23 protein-coding genes, 1 tRNA gene and 1 pseudogene are annotated in these 23,620 nt (G+C 70.8%); 14 read left to right on the top strand and 11 right to left on the bottom strand.

The annotated features are described in order from the left end of the window. Positions 1–48: 48 nt before the first annotated feature. Positions 49–1,506 carry an MFS transporter gene (locus tag AB0447_RS09925; RefSeq protein WP_366476066.1) on the bottom strand — a complete coding sequence of 486 codons (1,458 nt, stop codon included), beginning with the start codon at positions 1,504–1,506 and terminating at the stop codon, positions 49–51. A 105-nt stretch (positions 1,507–1,611) separates the two neighbouring features. Here AB0447_RS09925 and AB0447_RS09920 point away from each other — a divergent pair, with 105 nt between their 5' ends. After that, positions 1,612–2,091 carry a MarR family winged helix-turn-helix transcriptional regulator gene (locus tag AB0447_RS09920; RefSeq protein ID WP_366476065.1) on the top strand — a complete coding sequence of 160 codons (480 nt, stop codon included), beginning with the start codon at positions 1,612–1,614 and terminating at the stop codon, positions 2,089–2,091. Between the two features lie 102 nt (positions 2,092–2,193). Then, positions 2,194–2,484, top strand: coding sequence for a hypothetical protein (locus AB0447_RS09915; protein WP_366476064.1), 291 nt, complete (start codon positions 2,194–2,196; stop codon positions 2,482–2,484). A gap of 85 nt (positions 2,485–2,569) precedes the next feature. On the opposite strand, the gene AB0447_RS09910 is transcribed toward AB0447_RS09915, so the two are convergent. Continuing rightward, complete coding sequence (locus AB0447_RS09910; protein WP_366476063.1) at positions 2,570–3,271, bottom strand: DUF5324 family protein; 702 nt, start codon at positions 3,269–3,271, stop codon at positions 2,570–2,572. A 184-nt stretch (positions 3,272–3,455) separates the two neighbouring features. On the opposite strand from AB0447_RS09910, the gene AB0447_RS09905 reads away from it, so the two are divergent. Both AB0447_RS09905 and AB0447_RS09900 read left to right on the top strand, forming a co-directional pair. Next, positions 3,456–3,983: a peptidylprolyl isomerase gene (locus AB0447_RS09905; RefSeq protein WP_366476220.1), complete on the top strand. Its 528-nt coding sequence runs from the start codon at positions 3,456–3,458 to the stop codon at positions 3,981–3,983. 112 nt (positions 3,984–4,095) lie between these two features. Beyond that, the gene (locus AB0447_RS09900) at positions 4,096–4,932 is read left to right on the top strand and encodes a rhomboid family intramembrane serine protease (protein ID WP_366476061.1); all 837 of its coding nucleotides are present in this window, start codon (positions 4,096–4,098) and stop codon (positions 4,930–4,932) included. A gap of 144 nt (positions 4,933–5,076) precedes the next feature. On the opposite strand, the gene crgA is transcribed toward AB0447_RS09900, so the two are convergent. Beyond that, positions 5,077–5,331: a cell division protein CrgA gene (gene crgA, locus AB0447_RS09895; protein ID WP_366476059.1), complete on the bottom strand. Its 255-nt coding sequence runs from the start codon at positions 5,329–5,331 to the stop codon at positions 5,077–5,079. Between the two features lie 93 nt (positions 5,332–5,424). Here crgA and AB0447_RS09890 point away from each other — a divergent pair, with 93 nt between their 5' ends. From AB0447_RS09890 to AB0447_RS09865, 6 genes and pseudogenes are all read left to right on the top strand, one after another. Further along, a complete protein-coding gene (locus AB0447_RS09890) occupies positions 5,425–6,216 on the top strand; it encodes a DUF881 domain-containing protein (RefSeq protein WP_366476058.1) in 792 nt (263 codons plus the stop codon). Then, complete coding sequence (locus AB0447_RS09885; protein ID WP_366476057.1) at positions 6,170–6,919, top strand: class E sortase; 750 nt, start codon at positions 6,170–6,172, stop codon at positions 6,917–6,919. Before AB0447_RS09890 ends, AB0447_RS09885 begins: the two co-directional genes overlap by 47 nt. Before the next feature lie 47 nt (positions 6,920–6,966). Then, the gene (locus AB0447_RS09880) at positions 6,967–7,143 is read left to right on the top strand and encodes a hypothetical protein (protein WP_366476056.1); all 177 of its coding nucleotides are present in this window, start codon (positions 6,967–6,969) and stop codon (positions 7,141–7,143) included. Beyond that, entirely contained in the window at positions 7,140–7,778 is a 639-nt protein-coding gene (locus tag AB0447_RS09875; RefSeq protein ID WP_366476055.1) for an aminodeoxychorismate/anthranilate synthase component II, read from the top strand. Before AB0447_RS09880 ends, AB0447_RS09875 begins: the two co-directional genes overlap by 4 nt. Before the next feature lie 104 nt (positions 7,779–7,882). Then, positions 7,883–8,551 (top strand): annotated as a pseudogene (locus tag AB0447_RS09870) (class E sortase); the annotation flags it as partial. A gap of 12 nt (positions 8,552–8,563) precedes the next feature. Then, positions 8,564–9,280 (top strand): class E sortase, encoded by a 717-nt coding sequence (locus AB0447_RS09865; protein ID WP_366476054.1) that lies wholly within the window; start codon positions 8,564–8,566, stop codon positions 9,278–9,280. Between the two features lie 61 nt (positions 9,281–9,341). On the opposite strand, the gene pknB is transcribed toward AB0447_RS09865, so the two are convergent. The 6 genes from pknB to AB0447_RS09835 form a co-directional block, all read right to left on the bottom strand. Then, complete coding sequence (gene pknB / locus AB0447_RS09860; protein ID WP_366476053.1) at positions 9,342–11,354, bottom strand: Stk1 family PASTA domain-containing Ser/Thr kinase; 2,013 nt, start codon at positions 11,352–11,354, stop codon at positions 9,342–9,344. 167 nt (positions 11,355–11,521) lie between these two features. Further along, complete coding sequence (locus AB0447_RS09855; RefSeq protein WP_366476052.1) at positions 11,522–12,982, bottom strand: penicillin-binding transpeptidase domain-containing protein; 1,461 nt, start codon at positions 12,980–12,982, stop codon at positions 11,522–11,524. Next, on the bottom strand, positions 12,979–14,403 hold the full coding sequence (locus AB0447_RS09850; protein WP_366476051.1) for an FtsW/RodA/SpoVE family cell cycle protein: 1,425 nt from the start codon (positions 14,401–14,403) through the stop codon (positions 12,979–12,981). The genes AB0447_RS09855 and AB0447_RS09850 overlap by 4 nt, the downstream gene beginning before the upstream one ends. Positions 14,404–14,449: 46 nt before the next feature. Further along, positions 14,450–15,922, bottom strand: coding sequence for a PP2C family serine/threonine-protein phosphatase (locus tag AB0447_RS09845; RefSeq protein ID WP_366476050.1), 1,473 nt, complete (start codon positions 15,920–15,922; stop codon positions 14,450–14,452). A gap of 144 nt (positions 15,923–16,066) precedes the next feature. After that, on the bottom strand, positions 16,067–16,573 hold the full coding sequence (locus tag AB0447_RS09840; RefSeq protein ID WP_366476049.1) for an FHA domain-containing protein: 507 nt from the start codon (positions 16,571–16,573) through the stop codon (positions 16,067–16,069). A gap of 10 nt (positions 16,574–16,583) precedes the next feature. Beyond that, positions 16,584–17,405 carry a DUF3662 and FHA domain-containing protein gene (locus tag AB0447_RS09835; protein WP_366476048.1) on the bottom strand — a complete coding sequence of 274 codons (822 nt, stop codon included), beginning with the start codon at positions 17,403–17,405 and terminating at the stop codon, positions 16,584–16,586. Positions 17,406–17,697: 292 nt separating this feature from the next. Between AB0447_RS09835 and AB0447_RS09830 the strand changes: the two genes are divergently transcribed. The 3 genes from AB0447_RS09830 (at position 17,698) to AB0447_RS09820 (ending at position 20,348) form a co-directional block, all read left to right on the top strand. Further along, a tRNA-Leu gene (locus tag AB0447_RS09830) sits at positions 17,698–17,780 on the top strand. Positions 17,781–17,988: 208 nt separating this feature from the next. Continuing rightward, positions 17,989–19,674 carry a sensor histidine kinase gene (locus AB0447_RS09825; protein ID WP_366476047.1) on the top strand — a complete coding sequence of 562 codons (1,686 nt, stop codon included), beginning with the start codon at positions 17,989–17,991 and terminating at the stop codon, positions 19,672–19,674. Positions 19,675–19,688: 14 nt separating this feature from the next. Next, positions 19,689–20,348, top strand: coding sequence for a response regulator transcription factor (locus AB0447_RS09820; protein ID WP_366476046.1), 660 nt, complete (start codon positions 19,689–19,691; stop codon positions 20,346–20,348). Positions 20,349–20,397: 49 nt separating this feature from the next. Here AB0447_RS09820 and AB0447_RS09815 read toward each other — a convergent pair whose 3' ends face one another. Both AB0447_RS09815 and AB0447_RS09810 read right to left on the bottom strand, forming a co-directional pair. Next, on the bottom strand, positions 20,398–21,546 hold the full coding sequence (locus tag AB0447_RS09815) for a cellulase family glycosylhydrolase (protein WP_366476045.1): 1,149 nt from the start codon (positions 21,544–21,546) through the stop codon (positions 20,398–20,400). 84 nt (positions 21,547–21,630) lie between these two features. Further along, positions 21,631–21,918 (bottom strand): hypothetical protein, encoded by a 288-nt coding sequence (locus AB0447_RS09810; protein WP_366476044.1) that lies wholly within the window; start codon positions 21,916–21,918, stop codon positions 21,631–21,633. A 166-nt stretch (positions 21,919–22,084) separates the two neighbouring features. Between AB0447_RS09810 and AB0447_RS09805 the strand changes: the two genes are divergently transcribed. Beyond that, on the top strand, positions 22,085–23,521 hold the full coding sequence (locus AB0447_RS09805) for a DUF2252 domain-containing protein (RefSeq protein WP_366476219.1): 1,437 nt from the start codon (positions 22,085–22,087) through the stop codon (positions 23,519–23,521). Positions 23,522–23,620 lie beyond the last annotated feature (99 nt).

The following is a 23,620-nucleotide window of genomic DNA, read 5'->3' as shown; positions in this document are numbered from 1 at the left end:
GTTTCACGTGAAACATCCGCCACCGCCGGACCCGTTCTTCCCGGGGGACTAACCCCGCCGGGGTCCCCGCAGGGCCACCGCGGCCACCACCATGGCCAGCGCCAGCAGCCCCGCACCCACCCCGAAGGCCAGGTGGTAGCCCCCGGTCAGGGCCTCCGCCCCGGAGCGGCCCGCCGCGGCCAGCGACTCCGAGCGGGAGGCGGCCAGGGTGGACAGCACCGCCACACCCAGCGCCATCCCGATCTGCTGGGTGGTGTTGAAGAGTCCGGAGGCGAGTCCCGCGTCGGCCTCGTCGGCACCGGACATGCCCAGGGCGGTCAGCGCCGGCAGGGCCAGGCCGAAGCCGGCGGCCAGCAGCATCACCGGCAGCAGGTCACGGACGTAATCGGCCTGCACCGGCAGCCGGGTCAGCCAGCCCAGCGCCACGACCAGCAGCCCCAGCCCCGACAGCAGCACGGTGCGCTCCCCGAACCGGGCCGCCAGCCGGGCCGAGATCCCCAGCGAGACCGCGCCGATCATCAGCGCCGCCGGCAGCATCGCCAGACCCGTCTCGGCCGCCCCGTATCCGCGGACCTTCTGGAGGTACAGGGCCACCAGCACCTGGAAGGCGAACAGGGCGGCCACCATCAGCATCTGCACCAGGTTCGCGCCGACCACGGCCGCCGAACGGAACACGCGCAGCGGCATCAGCGGGGTACGGGCCGTCGCCTGGCGCACCCCGAAGCCGGCCAGCAGTACCAGGGACAGCGCGCCGAGGCCGAGGGTGTGGGCGGAGGTCCAGCCGTACTGCTCCACCTTGACCACGGTGTAGATGCCGAGCATCAGTCCGGCGGTGACCAGCACCGCGCCGAATATGTCCGCTCCGGCGCGCAGTCCCAGGCCGCGGTCGTCGGGCAGGGACGGCAGGGCGAGCAGCAGGGCGGCGAGGCCGATCGGCAGGTTGATGAAGAAGATCCAGTGCCAGTCCAGGGCGTCGGTGAGGATCCCGCCCAGTACCTGTCCCAATGAGGCGCCGGCCGCCCCGGTGAAGGAGAAGACGGCGATCGCCCTGGCCCGCTCCCGGGTCCCGGTGAACAGCGTGACCAGGATGCCCAGGCTGACCGCCGAGGCCATCGCGGAGCCGAGGCCCTGGAGGAAGCGGGCGGCGATCAGCAGGCCGGGGGAGGAGGCGAACCCGGCGAGCAGCGATGCGCCGGTGAAGACGCCGGTCCCGGCGAGGAACATCCGCTTGCGGCCGATGAGGTCGCCGAGCCGGCCTGCCAGCAGCAGCAGGCTGCCCACGGCGATCAGGTACGCGTTCACCACCCAGCTGAGCCCGGCGGGGGAGAAACCCAGGTCGTTCTGCATGGCCGGCATCGCCACCGTGACGATGCTGCCGTCCAGGACCGTCATCAGCATGCCGGTGGAGAGCACGCCCAGTGCGGTCCAGCGGGAGCGGAGGCGGCGCCCGGCCGGGGGCTCCGTACGGGATGCGGATCGCGGGGTGGAGCTGAGTGCGGCAGGCATCGGTCTCTCCCATTCGTGAGGGCGCCGGTGAGGCGATGAGAGAGACCGTAGCAGATAGTTTTGTTACAGACGATTTGCTTGGGGATGATTGTTAGGCTGACGTACATGACTGCGATGGCACCCACCCGGACCGAGCCCGACCTCTCCTTCCTGCTGGACCACACCAGCCACGTCCTGCGCACCCGGATGTCCGCCGCCCTCGCCGAGATCGGCCTCACCGCGCGCATGCACTGCGTCCTCGTCCACGCCCTGGAGGAGGAGCGCACCCAGATCCAGCTCGCCGAGATCGGCGACATGGACAAAACGACCATGGTGGTCACGGTCGACGCCCTCGAGAAGGCGGGTCTTGCCGAACGGCGCCCGTCCAGCACGGACCGCCGAGCGCGGATCATCGCCGTGACCGAGATGGGCGCGCAGGTCGCGGTCGAGAGCCAGGCCATCGTCGACCGGGTCCACCAGGAGGCCCTGGCCTCCCTCACCGCCACCGACCGCAAGGCCCTGCTGCGCGGCCTGAACCTCCTGGTCGAGGGCGATCTGGCCACCCCGTCCGACAGCCCCCGACCGGCCCGCCGGGCCCGCCAGTAGATCCCCCGGACGGACCAGTCACACGGCCGCCCGGCCGCCGGTGGCCGACAGTGGGTGAAGGCACACGGCCCAGGGGGACAACCACGCCGGAGGCGTACCACCATGGGAATCTTCGACTTCCTCAAACACGACAAGAAGAAGGCGCAGGACGCAGCCGCCAAGCACGCGGAACAGCGCTCCGCCGCTCCGGCCCCGGCACCCCCCAGGCCTCCCGCGGGCATGCCGACGACCCACACGCCGCCGGAAGCCGCGAAGCGGTCCGCCCCGCCCATGCACACCCCCATGCCCGGCGCCGCCCCGCCCGAGCCGGCCACTCCCCACGTGCCGCCGGGCACGGCCAAGCGCTCCGCGCCCAAGCCCGACCGGGCCGCCAAGAAGCGCGACCGCGACTGACCGCAGGACGCGGCAAAAAGAGACGCGGCGAAGAGACACGGTGAAGGGCCCGGATCCACCGGATCCGGGCCCTTCACACGTGTCCTCAGCGGTTCTTGTCGGCCTCCGAGGCGTCGGCCTCCGCCTCGGCCGCCTCCTTCGCCTGCAGCTCGTCATCGAGGTTCGCCGGCTCGCCGTCCCGCGCCGGCACCTCCGTCGCGGCCGGCGGCTCCACCAGCCAGTCCGGGTTCGACTGCTGGTCCCACCACTTCCACGCCCAGTAGGCGGCACCGGCCACCACACCGACCACGGCCACGCCGCGGAACAGCCGCCCGCGCTTCGCGCGCCGTTCCTGACGCCGCACCAGCCGGCGCACATCCCTGGCGGACACCTTGCCGCTCAGGGCCGCCAGCGCCGCGGTCGACCGGGACGCGGCCTCCTCGGCGACCGGCTGCGCCGCGGCGATGGCGTGCTCGATCCGCGGTGCCGTGTAGTCGGCCGCCTGCCGGGCCGCCCGGCGGGTCTGCCGCACCGCCCTCGTCGCCGCCCGGTCGACATTCGGCGGCACATGCGCGCGCGCCGCCCGCATCCGCGGATGCAGATGGGCGTCGTAGGCCGAGCGGGCCTGGCGCGAAGCTTCGTTGGCGGCGTACGAGACCTTCGGCGCCAGCCGCACATTCGCCTCGTGTGCGTAATGCACCGCCGCGTCCTTGGCGGTTCCTGCGTACGGCGCCACCACTTCCGCTGCGTGACGCACGGTGTCCTTCGCACTTCCGGCCGTTGCGCGCACGCTGTCCTTGCGGGTCACGGGATCCTCCTCCTCGGTGGCGGACACAGTTCACCTTTCCACCCTTTGTCGGATCATGCCTGCCGTACCGCCTTGCGGCATGCGTGACAGGGCATACGGGTGGCCGATTCCGGCGATTTCTTGACCAAGCGGCACAGCGTGCGAGGATCTGGAACCGACAGTGATGACTATGGAAGGCAGATCCGTGGCCGAGAAGCTCTACGCCACCCTGAAGACGAACCACGGCGACATCGAGATCGAGCTGCTGCCGAACCACGCGCCCAAGACCGTCCGCAACTTCACCGAGCTCGCCGCCGGCGAGCGCGAGTGGACCCGCCCCAGCGACGGCCAGAAGACCACCGACCGGCTCTACGACGGCACCGTCTTCCACCGGGTCATCAGCGGTTTCATGATTCAGGGCGGCGACCCCCTCGGCAACGGCATGGGCGGCCCCGGCTACCAGTTCGCCGACGAGTTCCACCCCGACCTCGCCTTCACCGAGCCCTACCTGCTCGCCATGGCCAACGCCGGCCCCGGCACCAACGGCTCGCAGTTCTTCATCACCGTCGCCCCGACCGCCTGGCTGACCCGCAAGCACACCATCTTCGGCAAGGTCACCGACAAGGCCAGCCAGGCCGTCGTCGACAAGATCGCGAAGCTCCCCACCAACCCGCGCACCGAGCGCCCGGTCGACGACGTGATCCTCGAATCCGTCGTGATCGAGAAGCGCTGACCCCTACGCGCCCCCGCCGCCGGGAACCAATGGGCCCTGCCCGTCCGTACTCGATGTGTACCGGACCGGCGGGGCGGCGTCCCGCCTCCGTCGCCGCCGACCGAGGGAACCGATGGACACCTGTTACCGGCATCCGGACCGGGAGACCGGCATCCGCTGCACCCGCTGTGACCGGCCGATCTGCCCGGACTGCATGATCAGCGCCTCGGTCGGCTACCAGTGCCCCGAGTGTGTCCGCGGCGCGCCCTCGGCCGTCCCGCGCAACGTCGCGGGCGGCGCGCTCACCGCCGGGGACCCCCACCTGGTCACCAAGATCCTCATCGGGATCAATGCGGCCGTCTTCCTCGCGGTGCTCTCCACTCCCACGATCACGGTCCAGCTGGAGCTGCTGGGCCGGTACGTCGAATACATCGGCGGACCGGTCGAGGGGGTGTCCACCGGCGAGTACCACCGGCTGCTGACCTCGATCTTCCTGCACCAGGAGGCGTGGCACATCGCCGGCAACATGCTCGGCCTGTGGGTGGTCGGCGGCCCGCTGGAGGCGGCCCTCGGCCGGGCCCGCTACCTGACCGTCTACCTGCTGTCCGGCCTGGCCGGCAGCGCCCTGGTCTATCTGCTCACCCCGCCGAACCTGGCCACGCTCGGCGCGTCCGGCGCGGTCTTCGGCCTGTTCGGCGCGACCGCCGTGCTGATGCGGCGGATGCGGTACGACATGCGGCCGGTCGCCGGGATGCTCGTCCTGATGCTGGCGATGACCTTCATCCCCGAGGGGATCTCCTGGCAAGCCCACATCGGCGGCCTGGTGGCGGGTGCCCTGGTCGGAGCGGGCATGGTCGGGCCCGCGGCCGGCCGCCGGAACCGGGCGGTCGTGCAGTGGGCCGCCTGTGCCCTGGTGTTCTGCGCGTCCGCAGCGCTCATCGTGCTGCGGACGGCCGAACTGACTCCCTGACCGACTGATCACACCGGCGTCAACAAGGGGCCACCCACTTACTTATCCACAGACCTTCGTATCTTTTCCTCAGGTGTGGATAGCGCTGTGGATAACTAAGGGGAGAGCTTGCGCTCGAACCCCTTCACCCCCTTGGGGATGCGGCTACTTCCACTGTGTGGATACGCCGAAACCTGCCGCGATAAAGCCGAAACCAACCACAATGTTCCAATTGCCCAGCGTCTCGATCGGCAGCTGGGTATCGGTCACGTAGAAGACGACGATCCAGGCCAGACCGATCAGGAAGAGCGCCAGCATCACCGGGGCGACCCAGCTGCGGCTCGTCAGCTTGATGGCCTGGGCCTGCTTCGCCGGCGGCGGCGTGTAGTCGTCCTTCTTGCGGATACGTGACTTCGGCACGAGGGTCTCTCCTGTCGATGCGCTGGGGACCTTGCCTCCCCCGGGCGTCCGTTAGCGTAGTGGGTCTTCGGCGTGTTGAAGGAGAAGGGTACGTTGAGCAATTCCGACGGCTCCTCCGCGGGTCCCCATCGCCGGGCCAGACCGGTCCGGCTGCTGACCGCCGCCGTGTTCGCCCTGGCCGGGCTGATCTTCGTGACCAGCTTCAACACCTCCAAGGGTACGAACATCCGGACGGACGATTCACTCCTCAGGCTCTCGGACCTGATCCACGCCCGCTCCCAGAACAACAAGGAGCTCGAGGAGACCACCTCGGCGGTCCGCCGGGAGGTCGACACCCTCGCCGAACGCGACGACGGCAGCACCCGCGCCGAAGACGCCAGACTCCAGGCCCTGCGCACCGCCGCCGGCACCGAGGAGCTCTCCGGCAGGGGCCTCACCGTCACCCTGAACGACGCCCCGCCCGACGCCACCGCCCGGATCCCCAACGTGCCGGAGCCGGAGCCCAACGATCTGGTCATCCACCAGCAGGACCTCCAGGCGGTGGTCAACGCGCTCTGGCAGGGCGGAGCCCGCGGGATCCAGGTGATGGACCAGCGGCTGATCTCCACCAGCGCGGTGCGCTGCGTCGGCAACACCCTGATCCTCCAGGGCCGGGTCTACTCGCCCCCCTACAAGGTGACGGCGGTCGGCGACCTGGGCGCGCTGGAGAAGGCCCTGGCGGCCTCCCCGGCGCTGCAGAACTACCAGCTGTACGTCAACGCCTACGGGCTCGGCTGGAAAGTCGACCAGCACAAGGCGGTGACTCTGCCCGGCTACTCCGGCACAGTGGACCTCCACTATGCGAAGCCGGTCAGCAACTCGGAGAGCACCCCGAGTTCCCCGTGAGGTCGTGGTCCGCCTGGTGGTGCGGACGTTCAGCGAGGTGTGCCTGACGGCCGGCACGCTGATCGTGCTGTTCGTGGCGTACGTGCTGCTGTGGACCGGGGTGAAGGCCGACCGGGCCATGGACGGGGAGATGGAACGGCTGCACGGCCGCTGGGCGGCTGCTCCGCAGGCCGGCCGGGCTCCCGGTGCCCCGCAGCCCCCGCAGGCCCCAGGCGCCCCCCAGGCCCCGCAGACGCCCGTCTCCTACCCCCGCGGCCAGGCCTTCGCCGAGATGTACATTCCGCGTTTCGGTCCGGACTGGGTCAAACCGGTCCTGGAAGGAACCGGAACCGAACTGCTGAAGAAGGGCCTGGGCCACTACGAGGGCACCGCGCAGGCGGGCGGAACCGGGAACTTCGCCGTGGCCGGCCACCGGCGCACGTACGGCGACCCGTTCAAGGACTTCCCCGAACTGCGGCCCGGCGACACGGTGGTGCTCAAGGACGCCACCAGCTGGTACACGTACACCGTCCGGAACCGGCCGCTGCGCACCCTGCCGACCGAGGTCGGCGTGGTGGACCCGGTGCCGAAGCGCTCCCCCTTCACCGGGCCGGGCCGCTACCTGACACTCACCACCTGTGATCCTGAGTGGGGGCACAGTCACCGTCTTATCGTGTGGGCGGAACTGACCGAGACAAGGCCGGTGAGGCGCGCCAGCCTTTAGTCTGTTCCGGAACACGCACGGGGGGTACGGGAAGGACGACGGGCGGTATGTACGGCTGGATCTGGCGGCATCTGCCGGGCAACGCGTGGGTTCGCGCGCTGATCTCCCTGGCGCTGGTGCTCGCCGTGGTGTTCGTGCTGTTCCAGTACGTCTTCCCGTGGGCCGAGCCGCTTCTCCCGTTCAACGATGTGACCGTCGACGAGGGATCGGGAGCCAATCGGTGAGCGCGCGCATTCTGGTTGTGGACAACTACGACAGCTTCGTCTTCAACCTCGTTCAGTACCTGTACCAGCTCGGGGCCGAGTGCGAGGTGCTGCGCAACGACGAGGTGGAGCTCTCCCACGCCCAGGACGGCTTCGACGGCGTGCTGCTGTCGCCCGGCCCGGGCACCCCGGAAGAGGCCGGCGTCTGCGTGGACATGGTCCGGCACTGTGCCGACACCGGCGTCCCGGTGTTCGGCGTCTGCCTGGGCATGCAGTCCATGGCGGTGGCCTACGGCGGCGTGGTCGGCCGGGCCCCGGAGCTGCTGCACGGCAAGACCTCGCCGGTCACCCACGAGGGTCTGGGCGTCTTCAAGGGCCTCCCCTCGCCCTTCACGGCCACCCGCTACCACTCGCTCGCCGCGGAGCCGCAGACCGTTCCGGACGAGCTCCAGGTCACGGCGTGGACCGAGGACGGCATCATCATGGGCCTGCGGCACCGCGAGCACGACGTCGAGGGCGTGCAGTTCCACCCGGAGTCGGTGCTGACCGAGTGGGGCCACCGGATGCTGGCGAACTGGCTGGTCCGCTGTGGTGACACGGGTGCCGTGGAGCGCTCGGTGGGGCTGGCCCCGGTGGTGGGCAAGGCCGTCGCATGACCGCGTACGCGCCGCCTGCGCCCTCCGGGGGCCGGGCTGCGCGTCGCAGGGCTGCCCAGGAGGCGGCGAAGCGGGAGCGCCGGCGCCGCCGGGGCGGCCCGCTGGTGATCGCCAGCCGGGCGGCCGGCGAGCTGTTCATCACGGCCGGGCTGGTGATGCTGCTGTTCGTCACGTACCAGCTCTGGTACACGAACGTGCTGGCCGAGCGGCAGGCGAACGGGGCGGCGGGCTCGCTCCGGGAGGACTGGGACTCCGGTGCCCCGGCGCCCGCGGTGTCCGAGTTCTCGCCCGGTCAGGGTTTCGCCATCATGTACATCCCGAAGCTGGACGTGAAGGTGCCCGTGGCGCAGGGCATCAGCAAGCCGAAGGTGCTGGACCGGGGCATGGTCGGGCACTACGCGGAAGGCGCCCTGAAGTCGGCGATGCCGGGGGACAAGGCCGGGAACTTCGCGGTGGCGGGGCACCGGAACACGCACGGTGAGCCGTTCCGCTACATCAACCGGCTGCAGCCCGGGGACCCGATCGTCGTCGAGACGCGGGACGCCTACTACACGTACGAGATGACCTCGATGCTGCCGCAGACGCCGCCCTCGAACGTGTCGGTGATCAAGCCGGTCCCGCAGGGCTCCGGGTTCACCGGGCCGGGCCGGTACATCACGCTCACCACGTGCACCCCGGAGTTCACCAGCACCTACCGGATGATCGTATGGGGCAGGATGGTCGACGAGCGCCCGCGCAGCCAGGGTGCTCCGCCCGCGCTCGCCCGCTCGTAGAGGACCACCGCAGTGTCACGTGCCGTCCGCCCCCGTCGTCACCGGATCGCGGGCCTCCTGAGCCTGCTGGGCGAGCTCCTGATCACGGCGGGCCTCGTCCTCGCCCTGTTCGTCGTGTACTCGCTGTGGTGGACCAATGTCCTGGCCGACCGGACCGCTGCGGCCAGGGGCGACGCCGTCCGGGAGCAGTGGCAGGCGGCACCGGTCCCGTCGTCCTCGGCGCAGGCCGGGCCGGGGGCGCTGGACACGGCGGGCGGCATCGGCTTCCTGCACGTGCCGGCGATGAAGAACGGCGAGGTCCTGGTGAAGCGGGGCACGGATCCGGAGATCCTCAACGACGGGGTGGCCGGCTACTACACGGACCCCGTGAAGTCCGCACTGCCGTGGGACGCGGCGGGCAACTTCTCGCTGGCGGCCCACCGGGACGGCCACGGCGCCAAGTTCCACGACATCCACAAGCTGCGGAACGGCGATCCGATCGTCTTCGAGACCAAGGACAACTGGTACGTCTACAAGGTCTACGCGGAGCTGCGGCAGACCTCGAAGTACAACGTGAACGTGCTGGCCCCGGTGCCGAAGGAGTCGGGCCGGACCACCCCCGGCCGCTACATCACCCTGACGACCTGCACCCCGGTCTACACGTCGAAGTACCGGTACGTCGTGTGGGGCGAGCTGGTCCGTACGGAGAAGGTGGACGCGAAGAGGACCCCGCCGGTCGAGCTGCGCTGACCGGCGGGGTCCTTGGGTCCGTGCATCCCGGGGTCCCCGATCCGGGGGTCCGGGGGCCGGGCTAGCGGCGGTTGAAGTCGAAGATGCCGTTCCCGCCGCCGTCCTGCTGGCCGCCGTCACCGCCCATCGTGACCACGTTGACCGCGGTGTTCGGATCGACCTGCTCGCCGGCGCGGGGCTGGGTGAACGTGACCCTGGCGTTGTCGTCGCTCGGACCGGACAGGACCTGACCGAAGACCAGGCCCTTCCCCGCCAGCAGGGCCTTCGCCTCGGCGACCGTGAGGCCGGCCAGCGGCGGGACCGTGACCTTCTCGGCGGCCTTCGCGATCTCCACGTTGACCACGGTGTTCGGGTCGACCTCGGAGCCGGGATCCTCGCTCTGCCTGACGACGGTCTTGGCCTTCTCCGGGGACTCGACCTCGGTGGTGCTGCCGAACCTGAGCTTGTTCTCCTGGAGGGCCTTCCTCGCCTCGGCGGTCGTCATTCCCTTGAGGTCCGGGACGATGACCTTCGACGGCTCCTTGGCCACGGTCAGGACGACCGTGGAGCCCTTCTCCACCGGCGTGCCGCTCACCGGGCTCTGCTTGATGACGGTGCCCGGCGTGAGCTCCGACTCCTCGGTCTTCCGCTCGACCACGAAGCCCTTGTCCCGCAGCTGCTTCTCCGCGGCGTCGGCGGGGACCTTGAGCACGTCGATCAACGGGACCTTGGGTGCACCGGTCGAGACCTTGACCTTGATCTCGCTGCCCTCTTCGAGGCGGGTGCCGGGCTCCGGGCTCTGCGAGCACACCATGCCCTTGGGCTGGGTCTCGCAGGGCTCCTCGGCCTCCTTGACGACCTTGAGCCCGATGTTGTCGCCGCTGCTGACCGCGCTCTCGAAGGTCGCGCCGACCAGCTTGGGCACGGCCGGCCGGTTGTCGGCCGTGCCTTCGAACAGCGAGCGGCCGATCAGGATCGCGCCGACCAGCACCAGGACGCCGGCCAGCACCAGCAGGACCGTGGAGGCCCGGTTCTTCTTCTGCCGGCGGCCACGGGAGCCGCCCTGGTCGTAGCCCTGGTCGGGGTAGTAGCCGCCGTCGCCGCCGGGCGGCATGGGCGGCATCATCGAGGTCTGGCCGGGTTCGGCGGCGCGCAGCGCGGTGGTGGGCTGGTCGTAGCCCTGGTGCCCGTAACCGTGGTTCTGGTCCGGGTAGCCGTATCCGGCGGCTCCCATGGCGGCGGTGGCGGCGACGGGCTGGCCGTCGAGGCAGGCCTCGATGTCGGCGCGCATCTCGTCGGCGCTCTGGTAGCGGTAGTCGGGGTCCTTGACGAGCGCCTTCAGCACGATCGCGTCCATTTCGGGCGTGATCTCGGCGTCGAAGTTCGACGGCGGCTGGGGCTCTTCCCGTACGTGCTGGTAGGCGACGGCCACGGGGGAGTCGCCGACGAAGGGCGGCCGGACCGTCAGCAGCTCGTAGAGCAGGCAGCCGGTGGAGTAGAGGTCGGAGCGGGCGTCGACCTGCTCGCCCTTGGCCTGCTCCGGGGAGAGGTACTGGGCGGTGCCGATCACGGCCGCCGTCTGTGTCATGGTCATGCCGGAGTCGCCCATGGCGCGGGCGATGCCGAAGTCCATCACCTTGACCTGGCCGGTGCGGGTGAGCATGACGTTGGCGGGCTTGATGTCACGGTGGACGATGCCGGCCCGGTGCGAGTACTCGAGGGCCTGGAGGATGCCGATGGTCATTTCCAGGGTGCGCTCGGGCAGCAGCTTGCGGCCGGAGTGCAGGAGCTCGCGCAGGGTGGATCCGTCGACGTACTCCATCACGATGTACGGGATGGAGATGTTGTCGACGTAGTCCTCGCCGGTGTCGTAGACGGCGACGATCGCCGGGTGGTTGAGCGAGGCGGCCGACTGTGCCTCGCGGCGGAACCGGGCCTGGAAGGACGGGTCGCGTGCGAGGTCGGCGCGCAGGGTCTTGACGGCGACGGTACGGCCGAGCCGGGTGTCGTGGGCGAGGTAGACCTCGGCCATGCCACCGCGGCCGAGCACGTGGCTCAGCTCGTACCGGCCGCCGAGGCGACGCGGCTCTTCCATAACTTCCAGCCCTCTCCGTCAGTCCCGACCGCACCCGTGTGTGGTCCGGCGGTGTGCTGTTCGCGCAAAGGCTACCGGCCGATCGTGGGAGATCGGTTCGTGACCACAGGCCGATACCGGACCGGTACCGTCCGCGGTTGCCGTGACCGGCCGGTGGCCGGTGCGCGTCAGCTCTGGCTCTTGAGCACGGCCTCCATGACGGCCTTGGCGACCGGGGCGGCCAGGCCGCCGCCGCTGATGTCCTCGCGGTCGGCCTCGCTGTCCTCGATCACGACGGCGACGGCGACCGGGGAGCCCTGCTCGGTGTCGGCGTAGGAGATGAACCAGGCGTAGGGGCGCTTGGCGTTCTTCTCGCCGTGCTGGGCGGTGCCGGTCTTGCCGCCGACGGTGGTGCCCTTGATCTTCGCCTTGCCGCCGGTGCCGTTCTCGACCACGTTGACCATCATGGCCTGGAGCTTCTGCGCGTTCTCGGCGCTGAGCGGGCGGCTCATCTCCTCCGGCTTGTGCCGGTCGATGACGTCGAGGTTGGGGGCGGTGCGCTCCTGCACCATGTACGGCTTCATCAGCTTGCCGTCGTTGGCGACGGCGGCCGCGACCATGGCCATCTGGAGCGGGGTGGCGGCGGTGTTGAACTGCCCGATGGAGCTCTGGGCGTTGCCGTCCCGGCTCATGGTCTTGTCGTAGATGCTGGCGAAGGCGCGGACCGGGGTGTCGATCTTCTCGTTGTTGAAGCCGAACTTCTCGGCGGTCTTCACCATGTTGTCCCGCTGCACCTTGTCGCCGAGGTTGGCGAACACGGAGTTGCAGGAGACCTCCAGCGCCTTGTTCAGGCTGGCCTTCTCGCAGCCCTTGGCGTGGTTGACCATCGGGGTGCGGGTGCCGGGGAGGATGTACGGCTCGGGGGTGTCCGTGGCGGCGTTGATGTCGGTGACGACACCGTGCTCCAGGGCCGCGGCGGCGGTGACCACCTTGAAGGTGGAGCCGGGCGGATAGGTCTCGCGCAGGGCGCGGTTGACCAGCTTCTTGTCCGCGCTGTCCTTGAGCTCGACCCAGGCCTTCTCGTCGTCCTTGGAATTCCCGGCGAAGGAGGAGGGGTCGTAGGACGGGGTGGAGACCAGGGCGAGGATCGCGCCGCTGCGCGGGTCGATCGCGGCGACCGCGCCCTTGCGGTCGCCGAGCTTTTCGAAGGCGGCCTTCTGGGCGGCGGCGTTCAGGGTGGTGACGATGTTGCCGCCCTGCTTCTTGTCGCCGGTGAACATGCCGATGGTGCGGTCGAAGAAGAGCCGGTCGTCGTTGCCGGTGAGGATGCCGTCCTCGAGGGACTCGAGCTGGGTGGAGCCGAAGGCCTGCGAGGCGTAGCCGGTGACGGGCGCCCACATGGGGCCGTTCACATAGGTCCGCTTGTACTTGTAGTCGCTGCCGTCGGTGACCGCGGAGCCGGTGATCGGGTCGCCCTGGACGATGATGTTGCCGCGTTCCTGGGCGTACTGGGCGATCGCGACGCGGCGGTTCTCCTTGCGGGTGGAGAGTTCCTCGGCCTGGACGTACTGGAGCCAGTTCGTCCGGACGAGCAGCGCGAGGATGAGCAGCCCGCAGAAGATCGAGATGCGGCGCAGGGGCTTGTTCATGACGGGCGGACCACCTGGGTCATCTCAGAGTCGGGGGACGGTGCGGGGGCCGGGGCGGGGCGGCGTGCGGTGTCGCTGATCCGGATGAGGATGCCGATGAGGGCCCAGTTCGCGAGGACGGAGGAGCCGCCGGAGGCGAGGAAGGGCATGGTCATGCCGGTGAGGGGGATGAGGCCCATCACACCGCCGGCGACGACGAAGATCTGGAGGGCGAAGGCGCCGGAGAGGCCGATGGCGAAGAGCTTGCCGAACGGGTCGCGGGCGGCGAGGGCGGTGCGTACGCCGCGCTCGACGATCAGGCCGTAGAGCAGGAGGAAGGCCATGACCCCGGCGAGGCCGAGTTCCTCTCCGACGGTGGAGAAGATGAAGTCGGAGTTGGCGGCGAACAGGATCAGGTCGGAGTGGCCCTGTCCCAGGCCGGTGCCGAGGACGCCGCCGGATCCGAAGCTCATGAGGGACTGGCCCACCTGCTCGCAGGCGCCGGAGGTGGCGTAGCAGCCGAAGGGGTCGAGCCAGGCGTTGACGCGGGCCTCGACGTGGCCCGAGAAGGAGGCGACGACGACGGCTCCGGCGACGGACATGAGGAGGCCGATGACGATCCAGCTGGTCCGCTCGGTGGCCACGTACAGCATGATCACGAACATGCCGAAGAACAGCAGGGAGGTGCCCAGGTCGTTCTCGAAGATCAGGATGAGCAGGCTCATCGCCCAGATCATCAGGATCGGGCCGAGGTCGCGCCCGCGCGGCAGGTAGAGGCCCATGAAGCGGCGGGAGGCCAGGGCCAGGGCGTCGCGCTTGACCATCAGGTAGCCGGCGAAGAAGACCGCGAGGACGATCTTCGCGAACTCGCCGGGCTGGATGGAGAAGCCGCCGACGCTGATCCAGATCTTGGCGCCGAAGACGTCGGCACCCAGGCCCGGGATGATCGGCAGGATCAGCAGCACCAGGGCTGCGGCCATCGAGATGTAGGTGAACCGCTGGAGGGTGCGGTGGTCCTTGAGGATCAGCAGGACGCCGGCGAACAGGGCGATGCCGAGCGCCGTGTACAGCATCTGGTTGGGCGCCGAGGGGGAGAAGCCGCCGAAGGCCCGCTTGGCGAGGTTCTGGAGGCGTTCCGACTGGTCGAGGCGCCAGATGAAGACCACGCCGAGACCGTTGAGCAGGATGCCGAGGGGCAGCAGCAGCGGGTCGGCGTACTTGGCGAAGCGGCGTACGACGAGGTGGGCGATGCCCGCGAGGACAGCGAGGGCGAGGCCGTAGAACAGCATGCCGGGGGGCAGTTTGCCGTCGATGGCGAGGCCCACGTTGGCGTAGGCGAACATCGGGATGACCACGGCGAAACCGAGCAGCATCAGCTCGGTGTTGCGCCTGCTCGGCAGCTCGATGGCCCCGATGGTGGTCGTATTGGTGACAACGCTCATGGTGTGACGGGCCCCCTGTGCCCGCGTGTGACTGCCGCTACCGCTGTTACTGCTTTCCGCACGAGCCGACCAGCTGCTGTTCCTCCGGAGTCAGCGCGCTGTCGGCGGGCGGTGTCTGGCCCTTCGCCTCCGCGGTCCGCCGGGCTTCGTCCTTCTTGCAGGCGGAGACCTGGGTGGCGAGTTCGTCGATCTTCTGGCGGGCGCCGTCGAGAGTGCCCTCACTGATCGTCGCCTCGACGAGCTTCTTCTTGAAGGGCGGCAGGTACTTCAGTTCGATCTCGGGGTGGTCGTTCTCCACCTCGGACAGCTTGATGGGGCCGAGGTTCTGGCTGATGCCGCGGTACAGCGCGACGTGCTCGTCCTTGACGCCGACGTAGAACTGGGTCTGGGTCCAGCGCCAGCCCGCGTACAGGCCGCCGCCGATGACGCCGAGGGCGAGCAGCAGGATCAGGGAGCGGCCGGCCCAGCGGGCCCCTTTGCCGCGGCGCCTGCGGGGGTGGTCGTACGAGTCCTCGTAGCCGGGGTCGCCGGCGTACGGGTCGGGCTCGCCGAAGCTGCCGTAGCCGCCGCCGGAGCCGTAACCGCCCTCGGCGGAGCCGTAGCCGGGGGCCTCGCCGCTGCCGGGCGGGCCGAAGGCGCCGGGGGCCGGCGGCGGGGCGTGGCGGCCGAGGCCGGAGGCGCGGCCGGCCGGGGTCTGCATGGCGTTGCCGCTGTCGAACAGCTGGTGCTGGTTCTCGGCCACCGCACCGACCACCACGGGGGTGTCGTTGAGCTGGGCGGCGAGGGTGTCGCCGCTGTCGGTGTCGAGGACGTCGGCGACGATGCAGGTGATGTTGTCGGGTCCGCCGCCGCGGAGGGCGAGCTGGATCAGCGCCTGCACGGTCTCGTGCGGGCCGTGGTAGTCGGCGAGGGTCTCCTCCAGGGTCTGGTGGGAGACGACGCCGGACAGCCCGTCGGAGCAGATCAGGTAGCGGTCGCCGGCCCGGACCTCGCGGATGGAGAGATCGGGTTCCACGTGCTCGCCGCTGCCCAGCGCGCGCATCAGCAGGGAGCGCTGCGGGTGGGTGGTGGCTTCCTCTTCGGTGATGCGGCCCTCGTCGACGAGGCGCTGCACCCAGGTGTGGTCCTGGGTGATCTGGGTGAGGATGCCGTCGCGCAGCAGGTAGGCGCGGGAGTCGCCGACATGGACGAGGCCGAGCCGCTGGCCGGTCCACAGCAGGGCGGTCAGGGTGGTGCCCATGCCCTCGAGCTGCGGGTCCTCCTCGACCATCACGCGCAGCACGTCGTTGGCGCGCTGCACGGCGATGCCGAGGGCGGTGAGGATGTCGGAGCCGGGGACGTCGTCGTCGAGCTGGACGAGGTTGGAGATCACCTCGGAGGAGGCGACCTCACCGGCGGCCTGGCCGCCCATGCCGTCGGCGATGGCGAGGAGACGGGGGCCGGCATAGCCGGAGTCTTCGTTCCCCTCGCGGATCATGCCCTTGTGCGAACCGGCGGCGAACCGCAGCGACAGACTCATGCGCACCTGCCCTGTCGACGCCGACTCCGGGTACAACCGGTCTCGAGCCACACTGCCCACCCTCCGGTCGGGAGCGCGCGCGGGGCCGAGTCCCAGGGGGCCCGGTCCGCTGCGGCTCGCTCGCTCCGCTCGCTCATTCTCGTACTACTTCCGCAGCTCGATGACGGTCTTGCCGATGCGGATCGGGGCGCCCGGCGGAATGGGCGTCGGGGTGGTCAGCCGGGTCCGGTCGAGATACGTGCCGTTGGTGGACCCGAGATCCTCGACGATCCACTGGCCGTCACGGTCGGGGTAGATCCTGGCATGCCTGCTGGAGGCGTAGTCGTCGTCCAGCACGATCGTCGAATCGTGGGCGCGGCCGAGGGTGATGGTCTGCCCCTGCAGCGTGACGGTCGTGCCCGTGAGGGTGCCCTCGGTGACGACGAGCTTGGTCGGGGCACCACGGCGCTGGCGCTGCTGCGGAGGCGTGGCGGCCTGGCGGCCGCCCTGCGCCGCCTGGGCGCGGCTCTCGGCGCCGCCGCGGCGTGATCCGCGCTGGGTCACCCGGGTCCCGAAGAGGTCGCTCCGGATGACCTGGACGGCCACGATGACGAACAGCCACAGAACGGCCAGGAAACCCAACCGCATGACCGTAAGGGTCAGCTCTGACATTGCCCCCGCTTCACCCTTCGGCTTGCCGGTAAATGATGGTCGTGCTGCCCACGACGATCCGCGAGCCGTCGCGGAGCGTAGCGCGGGTGGTGTGCTGCCCGTCCACCACGATGCCGTTGGTGGACCCGAGATCCTGGATCGTCGAGGGCGTTCCGGTCCGGATCTCACAGTGCCGGCGGGAAACGCCGGGGTCGTCGATCCGCACGTCGGCTTCGGTGCTGCGGCCGAGTACGAGCGTCGGGCGGGAGATCTGGTGGCGGGTGCCGTTGATCTCGATCCAGTGGCGCGTGCCCGCGCCGCCGGTGGGTACGGGGGCCGGGCCCGCGGGCCGGCGCTGCGGCGCGCCGGGCGGCGGCGCGCTGGGCATGGGCGGCGCGGCCACCGGCGGGTAGCCGTAACCGCCCGGCCGGCCCTGCTGGCCCTGCGGCGCCTGCTGGGGGTGCTGCGGCTGGGAGGTGGAGGAGGCCAGGGTGCGGCTGCGGACCCGGTACAGGCCGGTGTCGAGGTCGTCGGCCTTCTCCAGGTGCACCTTGATGGGGCCCATGAAGGTGTAGCGCTGCTGCTTGGCGTAGTCGCGGACCAGGCCGGCGAGCTCGTCGCCGAGCTGGCCCGAGTACGGGCTCAGGCGCTCGTAGTCGCCGGCCGACAGCTCGACGATGAAGTCGTTGGGGACGACGGTCCGCTCGCGGTTCCAGATGGTCGCGTTGTTGTCGCACTCGCGCTGCAGCGCGCCGGCGATCTCGACGGGCTGGACCTCGGACTTGAACACCTTGGCGAAGGTGCCGTTCACCAGACCTTCGAGTCGCTGCTCAAACCTCTTCAGGACTCCCATGGGGCACCTCCTCCGTTGCTGTCGCCCTGTACTGCTTACTGATCGTATCCACGCGTGGGGGATTCGGCTGGTTCCCCTCCTGCCCCGTAGGGAGGAGTGTTGCTCCTCACTAGGGATCGTAGGGGCGGCCCAGGGACAGTGTCCCGCACCGGGGGCGGACTGCGGGAGGGCTGTCGCGCGTGCCGCCGGCGGAGGCCGGGAAAGCGATTTCAATCCGCCCTCTCTGACGTGCTAATGTTCCGATGTCGCCAGGGGAACGGCCCGAAAGGGAAGAACCACTGGGACGCTGCTCGGGCGAGTGGCGGAACGGCAGACGCGCTGGCTTCAGGTGCCAGTGTCCTTCGGGACGTGGGGGTTCAAATCCCCCCTCGCCCACAGAGAGAGCCCCCGATTCGGAGAGATCCGGATCGGGGGCTTCTTGTCGTCCCCGGCGTGACGGGCGTCGCACCGGGCTGCGGGCGCGAGTTGGGCCCGGGCCGGACCGGTGCGCGTCTGGCGGGCTGTGAGCTGTTCGACTTTCGTCGGCGGGAGCGCGACGAAAGAGGGGTGGGCGGGGGTGGGGGGCTTGCCTAGGGTCGGTGCCGTGGATGTGACTTCGAAGGCGCGGGCCGGCTGGGAGTGGCTGAAGGGGCCGGAGCCGTGGACCCGGCGGGCGCTGGCCGGGGACCTGGTGGCGGCGGCCGTGCTCGTGCTGGTCGGGATCGGGATCGAGGAGCTCGACAACGGGGGCTGGCTGCGGAAGACGGCCAGTGCCGTGACCGTGGTGGCGCTGGTGCTGCTGCGACGGCGGATGCCCGCCGGGACGCTGGTGGCCGGGTCGGCGCTCAGTGCGGTGCTGCCCGGGTCGCTGCTGGTGACGCTGATGCTGGGCTGGTCGGCGGGGCGGCGGATCGTGGGGGCCGGGCGGGCCGTCGTTGTGTTCTCGCTCGCGTTCCTGCTGTACGTCGGAGTGTCGGTGGCCGTGGAGTGGTCGCAGCAGCGGCCGCTGCTGCTGATCGTGTTCACCACGCTGATGTATCTGGCGACGGTGCTCACCCCTGGCCTGGCCGGCCGGTACTGGTCCCAGCGGCGGACGCTGCTGCACGCGCTCCAGGAGCGCAACGCCCAGCTGCTGCGGGAGCGGGCGATGGTGGCGGGGCAGGCGCGGCTGCGGGAGCGGCAGCGGATCGCCCAGGACATGCACGACAGCCTGGGGCACCAGCTGGCGCTGATCTCGGTGCACACGGGGGCGCTGGAGGTCGATCCGGCGCTGACGGAGCGTCAGCGGGAAGCGGTGGGGGTGCTTCGGCAGGCGTCGGTGGGGGCGATGCACGAGCTGCGCGAGGTCGTGGGCATCCTCCGGGACGGGGTGGAGGCTCCGGCCGGGGAGGACGAGCAGGTCGGGCGCGGGGTGGCCGGCATCGAGGGGGTGGTGGCGGCCGCGCGGGCGGCGGGCACCCCGGTGGCCCTGCGGACGCTGGGCACACCGCGGCCGCTGGCCCCGGCCTGCGACCACGCCGCGTACCGGATCGTGCAGGAGGCGCTGACGAACGCGTACAAGCACGCTCCGGGGGCGGCGATCTCGGTGGAGCTGCGTTACGAGGACGACTCGCTGGTCGTGGAGATCGCCAACGGTCCGGCGGCGGGCCCGGGCGCGGGTGAGGTGGTGTCCGGCGGTCAGGGGCTGACCGGGCTGCGGGAGCGGGCCCGGCTGGTCGGCGGGATGGTGCACGCGGGGGCCGTGGAGGGCGGCGGGTTCCGGGTGGCGGGCGTGCTGCCGTACGGGGCGGAGCCGGCCGGGGTGCAGGCGGCTGCGGCCCAGGCGGGGGTCGCGGACGACTTCGGGCAGCAGCAGCTGCCGCCGGGGGCGCCGTCGATGGACTGGGCGGCCGTGAACCGGGAGCTGGCGGGCGGCAGGCGCAGCCGGGCCGGCGGTCTCGCGATGGGCTGTGGGATCGCGTTCGCGGCGGTGGTGCTGCTGGTGATCGTGCTGGGAGCGGGGGTGGCCCTGCTGGTGTCCTCGGTGAGCAAGGGGATGATCGACCGCTCCGAGTACGACTCGATCGATGTGGGCACCTCGGAGCAGGAGGTGCGGGACCGGCTGCCGAGCGGGGAGAGCGTGTTCGCGCAGGGGCTGGACCGGGGCGGGCCGCCCAGGCCGGAGGGCGCGAGCTGCCTGGTGCTGATGTCCACCGAGACGGGTGACAGCCTGGAGGACGAGCCGGTGTTCCGGTTCTGCTTCAAGGACGGCAAGCTCGTCGACAAGCAGGCGTACGAGGTCAGGCGGTAGGAGTGGGTGCAGGCGTGACGGGTCGCGCGGTACGGGTGGTGATCGCCGACGACGAGCCGCTGATCCGCGCCGGGATCAGGATGATCCTGACCTCGGATCCGGAGATCGAGGTGGTCGCGGAAGCGTCCAACGGGCGCGAGGCGGTGGAGCTGGCGCGGTCGTTCGTGCCGGACGTGGTGCTGCTGGACATCCAGATGCCGGTGCTGGACGGGCTGACGGCACTGGGGGAGCTGCGGCGGGCCGTGCCGTCGGTGCGGGCGCTGATCCTGACCACCTTCGGGGAGAAGGAGAACGTCCTGCGGGCGCTCGGTCAGGGCGGTGCCGGGTTCCTGCTGAAGGATTCCGCGCCGGCCGAGCTGATCGGGGCGGTGCGGGCGGCCGCGGCGGGTGATGCGTACCTGTCTCCGGCGGCGACCCGGCACGTGGTCGACCAGCTGGCTTCGGGGAAGGCGGCGGCGCGCGGCGAGGAGGCGCGGCGGCGGGTGGCGGAGCTGAGCGAGCGGGAGCGCGGGGTGCTGGCGCTGCTCGGGGAGGGGCTGTCGAACGCGGACGCGGGCCGGCGGCTGCACATGAGCGAGGCGACGGTGAAGACCTACGTGAGCCGGATCCTGGCGAAGCTGGAGTGCGACAACCGGGTGCAGGCTGCGCTGTTGGCGCGGGACGCCGGGCTGTAGGGCTGCTCCGGCGTCCCGCGCCGCACGTGTCGGGCTGTGTCCCGTCGGCTCAGCCGGTGGGGAAGTCGTCGGCGGTGCGGATGCGGTCACGGATCCAGACGCCGGCCGGCTTCAGGGAACCCGTACCGGTCCAGGGGCCGTTGTTGTTGCAGGTGCCGGTCTTGAAGACGGCGCCGGAGCGGTGGTCGTCGGAGAAGTTCCAGTTGACCCAGCTGATCTTCTTGGCGGCCATCAGGTCGAGGTACTTCTGCGACTGGGCGAAGTCGTCGGCGCCCTCACCGGCGTAGTCCTGGGTGCCGAACTCGGTGACGAACACCGGGATGCGGTCGGCGGCGCGGGAGAGGGCGTCCAGGTACTCCGCCCGGTGCGAGGCGGCGTAGAAGTGGAACGTGTACATGATGTTGGTGGCGTTGACCGGGTCGGTGACCACCTCGGTCTCGTTCGCTCCGTCGGAGACGCCGAGGGAGGACCAGGCGCGGGTGCCGACCAGGACGGGAGCGTCGGAGTCGATGGTCCGGATGACCGGGATGATCTGCTCCGCGTAGCTCTTGATCCGGGACCAGGCCACGCCGTTGGGCTCGTTGGCGATCTCGTAGAGGATGTTGCTCTTGCCCTTGTGGCGGTTGGCGATGGCCGTGAAGAAGGTCTTGGCGCGGGCCAGGTTGTAGTGGGGGTCGCCCGGGTCGAGCATGTGCCAGTCGACGATCACGTACATGCCGCGGGCGGTGGCCTGCTCGATGAGCGAGTGGGCGAGGTCGGTGAACTTCTGGGGGTCGGTCTCGTACCCGTCCTCCTGGACGTAGGTGGAGACGCGCAGGACGTCGGCGTTCCAGTCCTTGGCGAGGGCGTCGAGTGAACCGCCGGTGAGGCACTGGGCGTACCACTGGGTGCCGTGCGTGCTCATGCCGCGCAGCTGGACGGGTTTGCCGTACCGGTTGCAGAGCTTGGTGCCGCAGACGGTGAGTTGGCCGTTGACGGCGGCCGGGGTGGTGCCCGTCGGGGGCGGGGTGGTGCCCGTTTCGACGGAGAGGTGGTCGACGTTCGGGCCGCCGGTCGCGGTGGTGGCGGTGGCGCGGATGGTGTTGGCGCCGGCCCTGAGGGTGGCGGTGAGGCCGGTGGTGGACCAGGAGGTCCAGGCGCCGGTGGTGTTGAACGCCTTGTTCGCGGCGGCGGGGGCGCCGTTGACGGTGACGGTCATGGGGCGGTTGGCCGTGCTGCCGTTGGCGTAGCGCAGGTTGAGGGTGGCGGTGCCGGCCTGGGCCGCGTTGACCGTCCACTCGACTTAACCGCCGGTGGTGTTGTCGTAGTTGACGAAGCCGCTGCCGGTGTAGCCGGTGTGGTTGGACTCGGCGAGGCCCTGGGAGATGGTGGCGTTCTCGGCCTCGTGGGTGGTGGCTGCGGCGGTGGCTGTGGCTGTGGCTGCGGTGGTGGTCTGCGGGGCGGGGGCGGGTGCCGGGGTGGGGGTGACGGCGCCGGCGCCGGGGGTGAGCGTGAGGGTGAGGGTGGTGGTGAGACCGGCGATCAGGGCGGTGGTGGCCAGGACCGTGCGTGCGCGTATGCGGGCACTCATGAGGGGTCTCCTGTGGGGGAGTTGGGTTAGGAAAGTTTCCTAACTGTCATGGGATATCAGTGACTTCCGCGGCCCTGCAAGGGTCTGTACGGTCATCCGCGAACGGGTACGTGATCGAATCGGGGGCGCGGGGATGGCGACGGCAGCGGAAGCGGACGCGGTGGCGATGGCGGCGGTGGCGAGGGTGTCGGCGGCGGAGCGGATTCCGGCGGTCGCGGGCTTCGCCGCGCGCGGCGCGGCGGCCGGCTCGCCGAAGGACGCGGGCAAGGCCCTGCGCGACCGGGTGCCGCGCGCCGCGCACGCCCGGCTCGAGCCCGCGGCGGACCGCCCGGACGCGGTGCGGGCCGTGGAGGAGTCCAACCACGGGCGGGTACCGGAGCTGGCCCCGATAAGGGTCGGGCGGATGGCGGCGAACCCGTTCGCGTTCCTGCGCGGCGCGGCCGGCCTGATGGCGCACGACCTGGCGGGCACGCCGGTGACCGGGGTGGGCGCCCAGCTGTGCGGGGACGCGCACGCCGCGAACTTCGGCCTGTACGGGGATGCCCGGGGCCGCCTGGTCATGGACCTCAACGACTTCGACGAGACCGTGTTCGGGCCGTGGGAGTGGGACGTCAAGCGGCTGGCGACCTCGCTGGTGCTGGCCGGCCGGGTCGCGGGCGCCGACGAGGACACCTGCCGGGCCGCGGCGCTGGACTCGGTCGGCGCGTACCGGCGGACCATGCGGCTGCTGGCCCGGCTGCCCGCCCTGGACGCGTGGAACGCGATCGCCGACGAGGAGCTGGTCTCGCACACCGACGCCCGGGATCTGCTGGGCACGCTGTCCCGGGTCTCGGAGAAGGCCCGCAACAACACGAGCGCGCGGTTCGCGGCGAGGTCGACGGTGGTGGTGGAGGAGGACGGCGGGCCCGACGGCGGAGCCGCGGGGCGACGTTTCGTGGATGCGCTGCCGGTTCTGCGGCGGGTCGGCGACGCGGAGGCGGCGGCGGTCGCGGCCTCGCTCGGCGAGTACCTGGGCACCGTGCAGAGCGACCGGCTGCCGCTGCTGGCCCGGTACGCCATCCACGACGTGGCCTTCCGGGTGGTCGGTACGGGCAGCGTGGGCACCCGCTCGTACGTGGTCCTGCTGCTGGACCACCGGGGCGAGCCGCTGGTGCTTCAGGTGAAGGAGGCGCGCCCGTCGGTGCTGCTGCCGCACCTGCCGGCGGGCTTCGACCGGGCCCCGGCGGAGCACGAGGGCCGGCGGGTGGTGGCGGGGCAGAAGCGGATGCAGGTGGTGTCGGACATCCTGCTGGGCTGGACCACGGTCGAGGGCCGGCCGTTCCAGGTGCGGCAGTTCCGCAACCGCAAGGGCAGCGTGGATCCGGCGGCGCTGGCCCCGGACCAGTTCGACGACTACGGGCGGATGACGGGCGCACTGCTGGCCCGGGCGCACGCGCACAGCGCCGACCCGCGGCTGCTGGCCGGGTACTGCGGCAAGAACGAGGAGCTCGACGAGGCGGTGGCCGCGTTCGCGGTGGCCTACGCGGACCGGACGGAGGCGGACCACGCGGACCTGGTGGCCGCGGTGCGGTCGGGGCGGATCGCCGCCGAGGAGGGGGTCTGAGAAGAAGGCCCGGGCCGGGGGCCGGGCCGGGCCGGCTTGGTGGGGGGGCTGGTCGGGGGCCGGTTTGGGCCGCTGGGCTTGATCTGGCCGGGCGTGGTC

This window comes from Streptomyces sp. NPDC051211 (genome assembly GCF_040689505.1).
GTDB lineage: Bacteria > Actinomycetota > Actinomycetes > Streptomycetales > Streptomycetaceae > Streptomyces.
This window is presented reverse-complemented; position numbering and strand designations above follow the sequence as displayed.

What these genes read in the sequence shown, in the direction of transcription:
- AB0447_RS09925 (WP_366476066.1), bottom strand. Translation starts at nt 1,506, where the DNA reads ATGCCTGCCGCACTCAGCTCCACCCCGCGATCCGCATCCCGTACGGAG.
- AB0447_RS09920 (WP_366476065.1), top strand. Translation starts at nt 1,612, where the DNA reads ATGACTGCGATGGCACCCACCCGGACCGAGCCCGACCTCTCCTTCCTG.
- AB0447_RS09915 (WP_366476064.1), top strand. Translation starts at nt 2,194, where the DNA reads ATGGGAATCTTCGACTTCCTCAAACACGACAAGAAGAAGGCGCAGGAC.
- AB0447_RS09900 (WP_366476061.1), top strand. Translation starts at nt 4,096, where the DNA reads ATGGACACCTGTTACCGGCATCCGGACCGGGAGACCGGCATCCGCTGC.
- AB0447_RS09885 (WP_366476057.1), top strand. Translation starts at nt 6,170, where the DNA reads ATGCGAAGCCGGTCAGCAACTCGGAGAGCACCCCGAGTTCCCCGTGAG.
- AB0447_RS09880 (WP_366476056.1), top strand. Translation starts at nt 6,967, where the DNA reads ATGTACGGCTGGATCTGGCGGCATCTGCCGGGCAACGCGTGGGTTCGC.
- pknB (WP_366476053.1), bottom strand. Translation starts at nt 11,354, where the DNA reads ATGGAAGAGCCGCGTCGCCTCGGCGGCCGGTACGAGCTGAGCCACGTG.
- AB0447_RS09855 (WP_366476052.1), bottom strand. Translation starts at nt 12,982, where the DNA reads ATGAACAAGCCCCTGCGCCGCATCTCGATCTTCTGCGGGCTGCTCATC.
- AB0447_RS09850 (WP_366476051.1), bottom strand. Translation starts at nt 14,403, where the DNA reads ATGAGCGTTGTCACCAATACGACCACCATCGGGGCCATCGAGCTGCCG.
- AB0447_RS09845 (WP_366476050.1), bottom strand. Translation starts at nt 15,922, where the DNA reads ATGAGTCTGTCGCTGCGGTTCGCCGCCGGTTCGCACAAGGGCATGATC.
- AB0447_RS09840 (WP_366476049.1), bottom strand. Translation starts at nt 16,573, where the DNA reads ATGTCAGAGCTGACCCTTACGGTCATGCGGTTGGGTTTCCTGGCCGTT.
- AB0447_RS09835 (WP_366476048.1), bottom strand. Translation starts at nt 17,405, where the DNA reads ATGGGAGTCCTGAAGAGGTTTGAGCAGCGACTCGAAGGTCTGGTGAAC.
- AB0447_RS09815 (WP_366476045.1), bottom strand. Translation starts at nt 21,546, where the DNA reads ATGACCGTCACCGTCAACGGCGCCCCCGCCGCCGCGAACAAGGCGTTC.
- AB0447_RS09810 (WP_366476044.1), bottom strand. Translation starts at nt 21,918, where the DNA reads ATGAGTGCCCGCATACGCGCACGCACGGTCCTGGCCACCACCGCCCTG.
- AB0447_RS09805 (WP_366476219.1), top strand. Translation starts at nt 22,085, where the DNA reads ATGGCGGCGGTGGCGAGGGTGTCGGCGGCGGAGCGGATTCCGGCGGTC.